This window comes from Pseudomonas sp. GW821-FHT02B10 (genome assembly GCF_059421865.1).
Window position 1 is genome coordinate 103,515 of sequence record NZ_JBWKVU010000007.1, and the last position, 14,890, is coordinate 118,404.

The 14,890-nt window shown below is 59.3% G+C and carries 15 protein-coding genes; 6 read left to right on the top strand and 9 right to left on the bottom strand.

What is annotated here, in order from left to right:
- Positions 1-372: 372 nt before the first annotated feature.
- Together AC07VU_RS16860 and AC07VU_RS16865 are read left to right on the top strand one after the other, a co-directional pair.
- The gene (locus AC07VU_RS16860; RefSeq protein ID WP_101339010.1) at positions 373-975 is read left to right on the top strand and encodes a helix-turn-helix transcriptional regulator; all 603 of its coding nucleotides are present in this window, start codon (positions 373-375) and stop codon (positions 973-975) included.
- Positions 962-1,843 carry a queuosine precursor transporter gene (locus AC07VU_RS16865; protein ID WP_007929709.1) on the top strand — a complete coding sequence of 294 codons (882 nt, stop codon included), beginning with the start codon at positions 962-964 and terminating at the stop codon, positions 1,841-1,843. Before AC07VU_RS16860 ends, AC07VU_RS16865 begins: the two co-directional genes overlap by 14 nt.
- 91 nt (positions 1,844-1,934) lie before the next feature.
- On the opposite strand, the gene queC is transcribed toward AC07VU_RS16865, so the two are convergent.
- The 9 genes from queC to hmpA form a co-directional block, all read right to left on the bottom strand.
- Positions 1,935-2,633: a 7-cyano-7-deazaguanine synthase QueC gene (gene queC, locus AC07VU_RS16870; RefSeq protein WP_101339482.1), complete on the bottom strand. Its 699-nt coding sequence runs from the start codon at positions 2,631-2,633 to the stop codon at positions 1,935-1,937.
- Between the two features lie 118 nt (positions 2,634-2,751).
- A complete protein-coding gene (gene cyoE / locus AC07VU_RS16875; RefSeq protein ID WP_007929705.1) occupies positions 2,752-3,639 on the bottom strand; it encodes a heme o synthase in 888 nt (295 codons plus the stop codon).
- Between the two features lie 11 nt (positions 3,640-3,650).
- Positions 3,651-3,986 carry a cytochrome o ubiquinol oxidase subunit IV gene (cyoD, locus tag AC07VU_RS16880; protein WP_007929704.1) on the bottom strand — a complete coding sequence of 112 codons (336 nt, stop codon included), beginning with the start codon at positions 3,984-3,986 and terminating at the stop codon, positions 3,651-3,653.
- Positions 3,986-4,612, bottom strand: coding sequence for a cytochrome o ubiquinol oxidase subunit III (locus AC07VU_RS16885; protein WP_007929702.1), 627 nt, complete (start codon positions 4,610-4,612; stop codon positions 3,986-3,988). Before AC07VU_RS16885 ends, cyoD begins: the two co-directional genes overlap by 1 nt.
- Before the next feature lie 3 nt (positions 4,613-4,615).
- On the bottom strand, positions 4,616-6,634 hold the full coding sequence (gene cyoB / locus AC07VU_RS16890) for a cytochrome o ubiquinol oxidase subunit I (protein WP_007929700.1): 2,019 nt from the start codon (positions 6,632-6,634) through the stop codon (positions 4,616-4,618).
- Between the two features lie 3 nt (positions 6,635-6,637).
- Positions 6,638-7,579 (bottom strand): ubiquinol oxidase subunit II, encoded by a 942-nt coding sequence (cyoA, locus tag AC07VU_RS16895; RefSeq protein ID WP_007929698.1) that lies wholly within the window; start codon positions 7,577-7,579, stop codon positions 6,638-6,640.
- A gap of 794 nt (positions 7,580-8,373) precedes the next feature.
- Positions 8,374-8,883, bottom strand: coding sequence for a disulfide bond formation protein B (locus tag AC07VU_RS16900; RefSeq protein ID WP_110176128.1), 510 nt, complete (start codon positions 8,881-8,883; stop codon positions 8,374-8,376).
- Positions 8,884-8,907: 24 nt separating this feature from the next.
- Positions 8,908-9,447 (bottom strand): ester cyclase, encoded by a 540-nt coding sequence (locus AC07VU_RS16905; protein WP_101339012.1) that lies wholly within the window; start codon positions 9,445-9,447, stop codon positions 8,908-8,910.
- Between the two features lie 265 nt (positions 9,448-9,712).
- Entirely contained in the window at positions 9,713-10,894 is a 1,182-nt protein-coding gene (hmpA, locus tag AC07VU_RS16910) for an NO-inducible flavohemoprotein (protein ID WP_009045495.1), read from the bottom strand.
- A gap of 156 nt (positions 10,895-11,050) precedes the next feature.
- Here hmpA and norR point away from each other — a divergent pair, with 156 nt between their 5' ends.
- The 4 genes from norR (at position 11,051) to AC07VU_RS16930 (ending at position 14,825) form a co-directional block, all read left to right on the top strand.
- On the top strand, positions 11,051-12,604 hold the full coding sequence (gene norR / locus AC07VU_RS16915; protein WP_274304565.1) for a nitric oxide reductase transcriptional regulator NorR: 1,554 nt from the start codon (positions 11,051-11,053) through the stop codon (positions 12,602-12,604).
- A gap of 272 nt (positions 12,605-12,876) precedes the next feature.
- Positions 12,877-13,779, top strand: coding sequence for a chemotaxis protein CheV (locus tag AC07VU_RS16920; RefSeq protein ID WP_009045497.1), 903 nt, complete (start codon positions 12,877-12,879; stop codon positions 13,777-13,779).
- A gap of 3 nt (positions 13,780-13,782) precedes the next feature.
- Positions 13,783-14,274, top strand: a complete 492-nt coding sequence (locus tag AC07VU_RS16925) for a GNAT family N-acetyltransferase (protein WP_457274839.1) — start codon at positions 13,783-13,785, stop codon at positions 14,272-14,274.
- Between the two features lie 215 nt (positions 14,275-14,489).
- Positions 14,490-14,825 carry a hypothetical protein gene (locus AC07VU_RS16930; protein WP_274304567.1) on the top strand — a complete coding sequence of 112 codons (336 nt, stop codon included), beginning with the start codon at positions 14,490-14,492 and terminating at the stop codon, positions 14,823-14,825.
- The last annotated feature ends 65 nt before the right edge of the window (positions 14,826-14,890 follow it).

The following is a 14,890-nucleotide window of genomic DNA, read 5'->3' on the forward strand; positions in this document are numbered from 1 at the left end:
CGAGAATCAGGAGGGGACAGCAGATTTGCGTTGCCGCCGAATGTTCATCAATCGAGGCCAGGGCACCGGAAGTTTCGGGGCTTTATTGTCATGACTGGGACATGCAACACTTGCCGCCGCGGCGCCTCCGGTCCGGACCCTCCCGACAATTCCGAGCGCGCCCCATACCGACAGCGAAATATCCCAGGATGGATGCAGGCTGGCTAAAGGAGTGCTAGCGAGTTGGTACAGGCCACGAAAGAACCCGACAAGCTCTAGCCGCATCCATCCGACTGTTCTCACCTTTGGCGTCGAGCAGTTGAATGTCATGCACGGCACGCATTCCATGAAAGACCCTATGCGTGACGACTATAAGGAAATGGTGAGCATTTGATGCACAGAAGAGAAAGAACAGAGTATTTGAAGAGCAACATCAAATACCTGATAAAAAGTCGCGGCGAGACGCAACTGTCTTTGTGCAATGCCAGCGGCCTGACCCGAACGACCATCTACAACATCCTGGAAGGCAAGGTCAGCAACGTACAGCAATCCACCATTCGCAAAATCTCCGATTTCTTCGGTGTCTCCTATGAAGAAATAGAAACCGTCGATTTTGAAGAGAAGGAGATCATCGACAGCAGTATTTCCCCACAAGGAAACATGAACCCGGCGGCGGTTCCGATCCTCAAGGAAAGCCTGCTGATGATCAACATGGACAAACGGATTGGCGAACTGGCCATACTTCACCCACTGACTTATTACTTCGGCGCATCCTACAACTTGATAGCGGTGCTGCTCGAGAATGAGATCAAGGGCCTGTACGAGGCCGGTGACCTGTTGATCATTCAAAAGGCAACGTCGACCGACGACAAGGAAAAACTGGTTTACGACAGGCAGACAAAAAAGCTGTTCATCATCAATGAGCCATGCTCCGACTCAGATCGAGTATTTGTGGTGGGTGACATCATCGAGGAGCGATTCAATGGCAGCTTATGAAGGCGAACTCGAGAACAGCAAATACAAACTTCTGGGCTTTGAAAACAACAAGAACCTGGCCGTGATCATGATCATCGCCACAGGCAAAGTCATAAAGATCAAATTAAGCGAAGTGCTTAACAGCGAAATAATGGAAAACCTGAACAAAATGGAAGTTAAAAACATTTACAAGAAGTTCTACTCCCAAGGAGGAGCACTTACTGCATACGACCTGAACGACCGCCACGAAAGCTCATGGATGATTTATATCATCCTGAATCTATTGCTCTTTACATTTTATATATTCACCAGCATTGCCGCCACCAAGCCCATTTATCTAGAATCACTTGGCATCATTATCACTCCGGGTACCTTTCTTTACCCTCTGACCTTCCTGATCGTTGACCTGTTGAACGAGAACTTTGGCCTCAGGTTGGCAAGAAAAGCGATCTTCTTTGCCTTCGCCAGCAACGCCATGATTATCGTCCTTCTGTATGGCTCGACCTTTCTTCCCGGCCTGCCGGGCTGGAAGCTCGACACCCCGTACAACGACGTCATCATTCATGTGTCATCCGTGCTGGTGGCGTCTTCGGTCTCGTTCCTGGTTTCGGAAAACATAAACTCTTACTTGCTGTGCAAGATAAAAGAGCTGACCAACTCCAGATTCCTGTTCCTGCGGATATTCTTGAGCACGCTGTTCGCGGTCATTATTGACAGCTTCGTGTTTTGCTACATTGCCTTTTACGGCTCGATGGAGAACAACGACATCCTGAACATGATTTATGTGCAGATCGCGATCAAGGTATGTTTTGCCTTCTTCAACATCTTGCCTGCCTATGGAGCAAGGTCACTGTTCAAGAAATACATAACGGACAGCCAGGCAAAATAGTACGACCACGCTTGGCTCAAGCTGATGGATTCAACACTCATCCAGCAGGCAGATGCAGTGTTGAATTCCATTGAGACGGTCGATCAAGCCTTCATTGCAAGTTCATCTTGCTTCTCAAGCTGCTCATGACTGCTGCCTTGTTCCCCAGATAATCATTCAGCCCTCTGCTACGAAGATTGCATGCATCGCAATTGGCACAACCGCTGCCAATAACGCCGTTGTAGCAGGTCAGGGTCTGCTCGCGAACCAGGCTCAACTGATGGTGATGATCCGCCAGCGCCCAGGTCTCCGACTTGTTCAGCCACATCAGCGGAGTCTCAAGGCGCAGGCGGTATTCCATGCCCAACTCGACGGCCTTGTTCAAGGCCTTTACAAACTCGTCGCGGCAATCGGGATAGCCGGAGAAGTCCGTTTCACATACCCCGGTAATGACCGTTTCAGCCTTTACCTGGTAGGCATAGATAGAGGCCAGGGTCAGAAACAGAATATTTCTTCCCGGAACGAAAGTGCTGGGCAGGCTTTCGCCTGAACTGTTCACCGTGGGAACCGGGATATTGTCCCGAGTGAGACTGCTGATCGCCAATTCATTGAGTAGCGAAGCATCCAGCACTTTGTGGACTGTTGCCCCCAATTGCTTCGCGAGTTGCTGCGCCACTTCTATTTCCGCGCGGTGGCGCTGACCGTAATCAAAGGTAATGCAGTGCACTTCATCATAGAGCGGCAATGCGTGGATCAGACAGGTCGTCGAGTCCTGCCCGCCACTGAATACGACAACGGCTTTTTTCTTCATCATTCTGCTTCCTGCATGAATAGAGTCATTTGAATATTTAAACAGCCCACTGACTGACACTCAATAAAAAAGCCCCGCGCTTCTCTCGAAGGCGGGGCTTTTTCATAGCGTTTGCAGCTTATGGCGCGTAGGTCAGCAGCAGCTCGCTCGGTACCTTGAAATCCAGGGACATCATCACGCTCAGCGCGGTGATGGTGAAGATCGAGAACACGAACAGCTTGCGCGCCCAGACGGTGTCGTCCACCGCCTTGTAGCCGGTCCAGGCCATGTACAGCCAGTACATGCCCATCGCGGCCGCGACGGCCAGGTAACTCATGCCGGCATACCCGCTGAAGGTCAGCATCAGGGTCGCCACCAGGAACGCCAGGATGTAGAGCAGGATGTGCTTCTTGGCCACCAGGATGCCGCGCTTCACTGGCAGCACCGGAATCGATGCGGCCAGGTAATCGTTGAAGCGGAAGATCGCGATGGCATAGGAATGCGGCATCTGCCACAGGCTGAACATCACCAGCAGGGTCAGCGCGGCCATGTCGAAGCTGTTGCTCACGGCCACGTAACCGATCACCGGCGGCATCGCCCCCGACAGGCTGCCCACCAGCGTGCCGTGCACCGACTTGCGCTTGAGGTACAGGCTGTAGAAGCCGACGTAGATGACGAAGCCGATCACGGCGAACAGCGCCGCCAGCGGATTGGCCACCTTGTACAACAACGCAACGCCGGCGACACCCAGAAGAGTCGCGTAGACCAGTGCCACTTTCAGGGAGATCAGGCCCTGGACCAGCACACGGTTCTTGGTGCGTTCCATCTTCAGGTCGATGTCACGGTCGATGCAGTTGTTGAACACGCAACCGGAAGCCACCACCAGGGACGTGCCGATCATCGCGGCCAGGAAGATGGCCAGATCGACATGTCCCTTGGAGGCCAGGAAAAAACCGCCCGCCACAGAAAGCACGTTACCGAAAATGATCCCCGGTTTGGTGATTTGGATAAAGTGCTTGAGCGACATCGGGTCTTACCTCACTTCGCCATCATGTAGGTGTGGATGCTGAACATGATCCACAACGACAGACCAACCAGCAGGACGATCACCAGGGCAGCGAAGACGAACGCGATCACGTTGTTACGCTGGGCCTCGGAGCGGTCCAGGTGCAGGAAGTACACCAGGTGAACCAGGACCTGGATCACCGCGAAGGCAAGCACGATCATCAGGGTGATGGATTTCGGCAGGGTCGGGTACATCACCAGGCCGAACGGGATGATCGTCAGGATCACCGACAGGATGAAGCCGATGGCGTACGACTTTACGCTGCCGTGGCCCGCATCATGGCTGTCATGGGAGTGTGCATTAGCCATTACATAGTCCCCATCAGGTAAACAACGGTGAAGACGCAGATCCAGACCACGTCCAGGAAGTGCCAGAACAGGCTCAGGCAGCTCAGGCGGGTCTTGTTGGTTGCGGTCAGGCCGTGCTTGTTGACCTGATACATCATGATCGCCATCCAGATCAGGCCGGCGGTCACGTGCAGACCGTGGGTGCCGACCAGGGTGAAGAACCCGGACAGGAAGCCACTGCGGCTAGGGCCGTAGCCTTCGGAGATCAGCAGGTGGAACTCGTTGATCTCCATGCCGATGAAGCCCAGGCCGAACAGGAAGGTCAGGGCCAGCCAGCCCAGGACCTGCTTCTTGTTGCCCCGGAAGAACGCCAGCATGGCGAAGCCGTAGGTGATCGAACTGAACAGCAGCAAGGCGGTTTCGCCGAGCACGTAAGGCAGTTCGAAGATGTCGTGGCCCGACGGGCCACCCGCTACGTTGTTTACCAGTACCGCGTACACCGCGAAGATCGACGCAAACAGAATGCAGTCGGTCATCAGGTAGAGCCAGAAACCGTATACGGTCATCTCGCCCGAGTCGTGGTGATGGTCATCGTGCCCATGGTCATCGACATGGGTGTGTCCAGCATTGGTCACTAAGTTCGACATGGTTTAAGCCTGTTCCAACGAGGTTTCTACACGGTTGGCCGGAATCTTCTTCTCGGCTACCAGGCGAGCGTGCTGCTCGGCTTCGATGCGTTCGATCACGTCGACCGGCACCATGTAGCCTTGATCATCGCGAGCCGCGTGGATCACGAAATAGATCACGGTACCGGCCAGGCTAGCGATCGCCAGCCACCAGATGTGCCAGATCATCGCGAAACCGAAGACGGTCAACAGAGCACCCATCACCAGGCCGGTGGCGGTGTTGTTCGGCATGTGGATCGGTTCGTAGCGAGCAGGCTTCTGGTACGCGGTACCGTTTTCCTTGGCTTCGGTGAACGGGTCGATGCCATTGGCCTTCGGCAGTACGGCGAAGTTGTAGAACGGCGGTGGCGACGAAGTCGACCACTCCAGGGTGTGGGCATTCCACGGGTCGCCGGAAACGGTCTGGTTCTGCTTGCGATCACGCACGCTGACGTACAGCTGGATCAGCTGGCAGGCGATACCGATGGCGATCATCACCGCACCGAACATGGCGACGTACAGGTACGGCACCCACTCAGGGTTGGTCGTGGCGTTCAGACGACGGGTCATGCCCATGAAGCCCAGTGCATAGAGCGGCATGAACGCGACGAAGAAGCCCGAGATCCAGAACCAGAATGCCGCCTTGCCCCAGCCTTCGTGCAGCTTGAAGCCGAACGCTTTCGGGAAGTAGAAGCTGAAACCGGCGATGTAGCCGAACACGGCACCACCGATGATCACGTTGTGGAAGTGCGCGATCACGAACAGGCTGTTGTGCAGGACGAAGTCGGCACCCGGGATGGCCAGCAGTACGCCGGTCATGCCGCCGATAGCGAAGGTCACCATGAAGCCGAGGGTCCACAGGACCTGGCTGGTGATACGCAGACGGCCGTGGTAGATGGTGAACAGCCAGTTGAACAGCTTCACCCCCGTCGGGATGGAAATCAGCATGGTCGCCAGGCCGAAGAAGGCGTTGACGCTGGCCCCCGAACCCATGGTGAAGAAGTGGTGCAGCCAGACCATGAAGCCCAGTACCGAGATCGCGCCGGAAGCGTAGATCATCGAGTGGTGGCCGAACAGGCGCTTGCCCGAGAAGGTCGAGATGACTTCGGAGAAGATACCGAACGCCGGCAGGATCAGGATGTACACCTCAGGGTGACCCCAGGCCCAGAACAGGTTCACGTACATCATTGGATTGCCACCAAGTTCATTGGTGAAAATGTGGAAATCCATGTAACGGTCGAGGGTCAGCAGTGCCAGGGTAGCGGTCAGGATCGGGAACGAAGCCACGATCAGCACGTTGGCCCAGGTGCAGGTCCAGGTGAAGATCGGCATGTCCATCATCTTCATGCCCGGGGTACGCATTTTCAGCACGGTGGCCAGGAAGTTGACCCCCGTCAGCGTCGTCCCTAGCCCTGATAGCTGTAGTGCCCAGATGTAGTAGTCGACACCCACGCCCGGACTGTATTGCAGGCCCGACAGCGGCGGATACGCAACCCAGCCGGTCTTGGCGAATTCGCCGACGCCCAGGGACAGGTTGATCAGCACGACGCCGGAAACCAGCAGCCAGAAGCTCAGGGAGTTGAGGAACGGATAGGCAACGTCACGCGCACCGATCTGCAGCGGCACTGCAAGGTTCATCAGGCCGGTGAAGAAAGGCATCGCCATGAAGATGATCATGATCACACCGTGGGCGGTGAAGATCTGGTCATAGTGTTCAGGAGGCAGGTAGCCCGGCGAACCCTCGGTGGCCATGGCCAGCTGGGTACGCATCATGATCGCGTCGGCGAAGCCGCGCAGGAGCATGACCATGGCGACGATGATGTACATCACGCCGATTTTCTTGTGGTCGACCGAAGTCAGCCATTCGGTCCACAGGTAGGACCATTTCTTGAAGTACGTGATACCCGCGACAAGCGCCAGACCACCGAGGATGATCATGGCAACGGTCACCATGACAATCGGCTCGTGGAACGGTATCGCGTCCAGACTTAATTTACCAAACATCGTTTACTCCTCTGCCCCAGCAGCTGAATGCGAGCTCATGTCAGTCCCTTCCACAGCGGCCACTTCTTTCTTCTCGTGCTTGACCGGTGCGCCTGGTTTCATGCCTTCATACTTGTCGACGATTTTCTGAAACAGGTCCGGCGTGTACGAGGAGTACAGCGCGACAGGGTTGTTCTGGCTTGGCTTGGCAAGGGCTTCGTATTCAGCTTGATCAAGCTGTTTAGGTGCGGCCTTGACTTCGGCTACCCAGGCGTCGAAATCTTCCTGGCTCGTCGAGATCGCTTTGAATTTCATGCCGGTGAAGCCAGCGCCACTGTAGTTAGCGGAGATGCCTTCCATTTCAGCTTTCTGGTTGGCGATCAGGTGCAGCTTGGTCTGCATGCCTGCCATCGCGTAGATCTGGCCGCCCAGGGCAGGGATGAAGAACGAGTTCATCACGGCGTCGGAGGTGATCTTGAAGTTCAGCGGAGTGTGCTCCGGGAACCGGATCTGGTTAACAGTGGCGATACCCTGGTCCGGGTAGATGAACAGCCACTTCCAGTCCAGCGCGACCACTTCGATGTTGATCGGCTTGACGTCGGATTCCAGCGGACGATACGGGTCCAGCGCGTGGGTGGACTTGTAGGTCACATAACCCAGGGCAATGATGATGAGGATCGGGACCAGCCACACCGCGATTTCGATCTTGGTGGAGTGCGACCACTTGGGCGCGTAGGTCGCGTTGGTGTTGGACGCGCGGTATTTCCAGGCGAACGCGAAGGTCATCACGATCACCGGAATCACGACCAGCAGCATCAGCAGGGTAGCGGTGATGATCAGGTTTCGCTCATCCAGACCGACCTGTCCCTTCGGGTCGAGCAAGGTCCACTTGCAGCCTCCCAGCATTAACATCATGCCAAGCAGCGGCAAAAAGCCTAGTAATCGGGGGTACCTGTTTTTACTCATCTCACGACCTCTAAAGCAGCTTGCGCCATGCAGTTGGGTTTTGATCGCCAACACTTCACCGTGCCAAGGGTTGGCATTTTTTCTTCGATTGAATAAGGGCCTGCCCGACGCGTTACGCGTTGTTTGACAAATCCTGGGCTAGCAGTGAGTTCTTATTCGAATTCGTGGTCAAAGGCCTTTTACAGACCAATTCCATTTGGTGCGGATATTTGGAAGGTGCCGACACCTGGGGTCGCATGGAGCGTCCAACGCCCCTCGACCGCCGCCGTATGCTCAGGGGTGAGCAGCGCCGGAAATTCAGTGCGGGCGATTGTAGATATGTAGCGTTTTATAAACCATGTCTTATCCCGAAATAATTTTTATCGGCTCGCGCAACAATGCGTGGCGATTATTGCAACGGGTCGCGATCATATCGAGATTCATTCGCAATAAAAAGCCCCAAAAACGCCTTCCAGCCAAGTCGAAAAAGGCGCCTTTCACCCGTACAAAATCCACCGATGGCATCGCGCTACCCCTTGTAAAACGAGGGCTGAACCGATTTATTTAGATAGCAGGCTATGCTTGCCTGGCCGTTCACCGCGCCGACACGAACTGACAGACTTTTTTCGTTCCTGGCGCAAGAAAAATCGTCTCGACGTCATCCTCTGAAACACAGCTGCGACACCGCCATGTGACAACATGTCGCACTTTTATCGCGCATCCGATTGCCCCATATCACGCCCCCTTCACACATTGTCCTACACGCAAAAAAGCCCCGGCCCCGAACATCGGGACCGGGGCTTTTTTGCGCCGGGTCAGGCGCTCTGGCGACGGTTACGAATGATGCCCAGCGGCACCAGCACCAGGGTCAGCACAAAGGCCACCAGCGCCCACTGCGCCAGGGACAGGCCCAGCACCGGCGGGTACGGCGTGGAGCAGAAGCCATCGACCTGGAACCCCAGCGGGAAGACGGTCGCCAGCGGCAGGCTGTCGACGATCGGCTGCAACACATCGATGCCACAGCTGACCGCGGGATGGGCCTGGGTGTAGACGTGATGCCCCGCCACCGCCGCCCCGAACAGCGCGCTGATCACTACCAGCGCTTCCAGCACGGTGAGGCTGCGACGGCTGCGCATGGCCGCGCCGATGAAGGCGAAAATCGCGATCAGCAGAAACGCGTAGCGCTGCAGGATGCACAACGGGCAAGGCGCCTCGCCCAGCACCACCTGCATGTACAGCGCGCCGCCGATCAGCGCCAGGCAGATCACCCCCAGCAACACCAGAAAACGTCGCTCGCGCCCCAAACGCAGTGTGTCGTCAGTCATCCTCAATTCCTTTCTGTCTGTGGCTCAACCCGACGGTAGCGTTTGCAACTGCTGCATCAGGCTGAGGTTGTCTTCGATATGCCAATTGGCGGTGATCCGGCCATCGGCGATCTGATAGATGTCGGTTGCCCGGAAGTCTACACGCTGACCATGACCTTTGAGTGCATTGAAGGTCCCGCTGAAGTGCCCGCGAAAATGCAGGTGCAGCACCACCCGATCCCCGGCCACGATCATCTGCTCGATGTCTGCGCTCAGGTCCGGCACCGCCGTGCGAAAGAACCGCGACGCCAGTAGCGGCCCCGTCGGCCCCTGGACCCGCCCTGCAGGCGGCGTCATATCGACGAAATTCTCCGCCAGCGCGGCCCTGGCCAGGCTTTCATCGCCGCTGTTCCAGAAACTGCCGTAGCGCCGCGCGGCCAGCTCCATGGCTTCACGCTGGGCCTTGGGCAGGCTCTGATCGACGATCAGGGTCTGCGGTTGGAGCAAGGCCGGCTCGGCGAAAACCAGGGGACTGGCGAGCAGGGTCGCGGCCAGGGTGATACGGGAAATGGCTGAGAGTTGCATGGGATGATCCTGATCAGTGCGAACGAGCGCCTATCATCAGCATCGGGGAATTAACGATAAACAGGTTAAGAACGGATTAACCTTTAAAGGATTTTTACGAGTGCGCCCTTGTAGCCGCTGGCACAGCCTGCGATCGGTTGCGCAGCGACCGCCAGGCCTGAGCTTGCGGTTTGCTTGAGTACTCGGGGGAAAGCATTGCGAGCGCTGCGCGCTCGATCGCAGGCTGCGAAGAGGCCAGCCTCCGGGCGGAGGCTGGCCGGTGGGGTTACTCCAGCGCCGCGGCCGGGCCGAAGAACTCGTAGCGGCTTTGTTTTTCCGGTACGCCCAGGGCCTTGAGGTGGCGCTTGATCGCCGCCATGAAGGCTTTCGGGCCGAGGAAGTAGGCGTCCAGGTCACGCTCCTGTGGCAACCATTCGGCCAGTTGCTCCTGGCTCAGCAGGCCGACCTTGTCCGCCGCCGGGCTGACGCCGTCGTCTTCGGCGTAGCAGTAGAAGCGCTTGAGTTGTGGATGACGCGCGGCCAGGCCGTCGACCCAATCGCGGAACGCATGCACCCCGCCGTTGCGCGCGCAGTGGATAAAGTGCACCGGACGCTCGGTGGCCAGCGCGGCTTCAAGCATCGGCAGGGTCGGGGTGATGCCGACGCCACCACTGATCAGCACCAGCGGCTTGTCGCTGTCCGCCAGGGTGAATTCGCCCGCCGGCGGGAACAGCTGGATGCTGGCGCCGATCTGCAGCTGGTCGTGCAGGTAGTTGGAAGCGCGGCCACCGGCCTCGCGCTTGACACTGATACGGTATTGGCCGGCGTCGGACAGGGCCGACAGCGAGTAGTTGCGGCGGATTTCCTCACCCTCGAGGAACAGCTGCATGCCGATGTACTGACCCGGCTCGGCGGCGAGAATCGGGCCGTTATCCACAGGCTCGAAATAGAACGAGGTGATTTCCGCGCTCTCCTGCTCGCGGCGGACCAGCTTGAACTCCCGCGCACCACGCCAGCCGCCCGGGGCCTGGGCCTTCTGGTCGTAGATCGCGCCTTCGGCACCGATCAGGATGTCCGCCAGCTGGTTATAGGCCGCGCCCCAGGCGTTCATCACCGCCGGCGTGGCGATCTCTTCGCCCAGCACTTCGGAAATGGCGCGCAACAGGCAACTGCCGACGATCGGGTAATGCTCCGGCAGGATCTGCAGGGCCACGTGCTTGTTGATGATCTTGGCCACCAGGTCGCCCAATTGGTCGAGCTGGTCGATGTGCCGGGCGTACATCAACACGCCATTGGCCAGGGCCCGAGGCTGGTCGCCGCTGGCCTGGTGCGCCTGGTTGAACAGCGGGCGCACTTGCGGATACTCGGAGAGCATCATCCGGTAGAAGTGGGTGATCAGGGCTTCGCCACCGCTTTCCAGCAACGGAACGGTGGATTTGATGATGGCACGATCTTCGACGCTAAGCATAAGTACAACTCCTGAGCTTTCTGACTACTTGCAGGTTGCCCTTTACCAATCAGTTTTCGTGCCAACAATAAAACCTATATAAATCAATTATTTAAAATACATGTAGTCATATCGACAAAGCCGCATTTATAGTCATTAAGACCATACGGAGTCATTATGACCGCAAAATCCCTGCTCACCGCCTTGTTGCCCCTGGTCTCCGACCTGTCCCGCGAACTGCCCGAAGGCGAACGCTACCGCCGCCTGCTGGAAGCCATGCGCGCCCTGCTGCCCTGCGACGCCGCCGCGCTGCTGCGCCTGGATGGCGAATGGCTGGTGCCGCTGGCGGTGGACGGCTTGAGCACCGACACCCTGGGTCGACGCTTCAAGGTCAGCGAACACCCGCGTTTCGCCGCCCTGCTCAGCCACCCCGGCCCTACCCGCTTCGCCAGCGACAGCGAGTTGCCGGACCCTTACGACGGCCTGGTGGATGGCCTGCACGAACACCTGGAAGTCCACGACTGCATGGGCTGCCCGCTGTTTATCGACGAGCGCCCCTGGGGCCTGCTGACCCTGGATGCCCTCGACCCGCAGAGCTTCGAACCCATCGAACTGGATGCCCTGCAGGCATTCGCCAGCCTGGCGGCGGCCACCGTCAACGCCGCCGAGCGCATCGAGCGCCTGGCCCTGCGCGCCGAAGACGAACACCAGCGCGCCGAGGTCTATCGCCAGGCCAGCGGCCAGAACCGCGAGATGATCGGCCAGAGCAAAGCCCACAAACGCCTGCTGGAGGAAATCGGCCTGGTCGGCGGCAGCGACCTGACGGTGCTGATCACCGGTGAAACCGGGGTCGGCAAGGAACTGGTGGCCCAGGCCATCCACGCCGCCTCGCCCCGTGCCGACAAACCGATCATCAGCCTCAACTGCGCCGCCCTGCCCGATACCCTGGTGGAAAGCGAACTGTTCGGCCATGTGCGGGGCGCCTTTACCGGCGCCACCAACGACCGCCGCGGCAAATTCGAGCTGGCCAATGGCGGCACGCTGTTTCTCGATGAGGTGGGCGAGTTGTCGCTGACCGTGCAGGCCAAGCTGCTGCGCGTGCTGCAAAGCGGCCAGCTGCAACGCCTGGGGTCGGACCAGGAACATCAGGTCGACGTGCGGCTGATCGCCGCCACCAACCGCGACCTGGCCGAAGAAGTGCGCAGCGGCCGCTATCGCGCGGACTTCTATCACCGCCTCAGCGTCTACCCGCTGCTGGTGCCGGCCCTGCGCGACCGCGGCCGCGATGTGCTGCTGCTCAGCGGCTACTTCCTCGAACAGAATCGCTCGCGCATGGGCCTGGGCAGCCTGCGCCTGACCAGCGATGCCCAGGCGGCGCTGCTGGCCTACGCCTGGCCGGGCAACGTGCGTGAGCTGGAACACCTGATCGGCCGCAGCGCCCTCAAGGCCCTGGGCAATTGCCGCGAACGACCGAAGATCCTCAGCCTGAGCGCCGCCGACCTGGACCTGCCGGACGCCTCGGCGCCGCTCACGCCCCAGCCCCCGGCTGCGACGGCCATGGCCGACCTTCCCGGCACCGGCGATCTACGGCAGGCCACCGAAAACTACCAGCGCCAACTGATCAGTGCCTGCCTTGAGCGCCACCAGCACAACTGGGCCAGCGCCGCCCGCGAGCTGGGCCTGGACCGCGCCAACCTGGGGCGCATGGCCAAGAGGCTAGGCTTGAAGTGACTCACCTGTAGCCGCCGAAGGCTGCGATCGGCTTGGGCGGCATTGCCACGAAACGGCCACGAACCCGATACATGAGGTGTGACCGAAACGACGCAATGGCTGATCTTGCGAGGACTGCGTCCTCGATCGCAGCCTTCGGCAGCGGCTACGGATTGCGCGGGTCGCGGATATTGGGATTAAGCCTAAAGCCAGCCCTTTGCGCGTCGATAACCCGTTATCGCTAGCTGTTCGCGGCCCATGGCGCGAACCACCTTTTTCCACAGAAGGTTTCTATGTCTTCCAACAAAGCCCGCGCAGACTCTCTTTCGCTTCTGCTGTTCACCTTGCGCAGCGGCAAGCTGATGGCGATCAACCTGCTCAAAGTCAGTGAAATCATTCCCTGCCCACCGCTGACCAAACTGCCGGAATCGCACCCGCACGTGAAAGGCATCGCCACCCTGCGCGGCAATTCGCTGTCGGTCATCGACCTGAGCCGGGCCATCGGCGAACGGCCGCTGGAAGACCCGGAGGGCGGCTGCCTGATCGTCACCGACGTCAGCCGCTCCAAGCAGGGCCTGCATGTGCAGGCGGTGAGCAAGATCGTGCATTGCCTGACCACCGATATCCGCCCGCCGCCCTATGGCTCCGGCGGGGTCAAGTCCTACATCACTGGGGTCACCCAGGTCGACGGCACCCTGGTGCAGGTGCTGGACATCGAGAAAGTCATCCATGGCATCGCCCCGGCGCAGATCGAAACCGCGCCGACCGAGCTGAGCATGCAAGACGCCGAACTGCTGGGGAATGCGCGGATCCTGGTGGTCGACGACAGCCAGGTGGCCCTGCAGCAGTCGGTGCATACCCTGCGTAACCTCGGCCTGCAATGCCACACCGCGCGCAGCGCCAAGGAGGCCATCGACTGCCTGCTGGACCTGCAAGGCACCGCCCAGGAGATCAACCTGATCGTCTCGGACATCGAGATGTCGGAGATGGACGGTTACGCCCTGACCCGCACCCTGCGCGAGACCCCGGACTTCGCCCACCTCTACGTCTTGCTGCATACCTCCCTGGACAGCGCCATGAACGCGGAAAAGGCCCGCCTGGCCGGCGCCAACGCGGTGCTGACCAAGTTTTCCTCGCCGGACCTGACCCGCTGCCTGATCGAAGCGGCCCGTCATGTCGCCGCCCAGAGCGCCTGAGCCGTGGCCGACGACTATTGCCTGCTAATGCGCCGCGACCTGACCGGGCAATCGAATCCCGCCAGTTGGCCAGCCGCCTTCAGCCTCGACAGCTATCGGCCGGAGCTGGCCGCAGCGGTGCATGGCCTGATGCACCTCGGCTACCAGGACGGCGGCGGGCGCGTGCCGGAGCTGGATAGCTGGCGCCAGCGTTTCGAAAGCGACGCCGAATACGACCCGCAACTGTGCCTGGTGGCGCAGGATGCCGAGGGCGTCGTCGGGGTGATCCAGTGCTGGACCAGCGCCTATATCAAGGACCTGGTGGTGCATCCGCGGGCCCGCGGCCAGGGCCTGGGACGGGCCTTGCTGCTGCAGGCCTTCGAGGTCTTCCGCCAGCGCCGCGAAGCCTTTGTCGACCTGCGGGTGCTGGAAGACAACCAGCGAGCCCGCGGGCTGTACGACAGCGTCGGCATGGTCGCGATCCGCCGTGAGCAGGTTCCCCACACGCCGCTGTAACCTGTAGCCGCTGCCGCAGGACCTGCTGCAATCCCTGTAGCCGCTGCCGCAGGCTGCGATAAGGCCGAAGGCCTTCAGCGATCTCAAAACCTTGCGCCCCCTTCGGGCGATCGTCCGAACGCGGCCCGAGCCTGCGGCAGCGGCTACAGCGATTTTCATTGTCGGCGTCTCAGGCATACTCCTGCGCATACCTGCGAACGAAGGAGCGCCCCGCCATGAAAGCCCTGTCCCTGAGCTTCGCCTGCCTCACCGCCCTCCTCGCCAGCCAGGCCCAGGCCTCCAGCCCAGACGCCTGGGCGACCTTCGACAAGCAGGTACGGGCCAGTTGCACCAAGGCCAGCCAGTTGAAGAATGTCAAAGTGCTGGGCAACGCCGCGCAGTTCGACGACCGGGTCGGCTACAGCGCGTTACTGCTTCAGGGCCAGTACCCGCAAAAACACATGAAGGGCCAGATTGGTACCGAGTTGTGCCTGTACGACAAACAGCGCAAGAACGCCCACGTCACCGAGTGGGATTCGATCCGTCCCGCCCTCGAGGCCAAGGGTCGGTGACTGGCGCATAACTTGCTTCGAGAGCGCTATTTAGAGGGCGATGTGAGTCATTCCGTCGCCGCTTC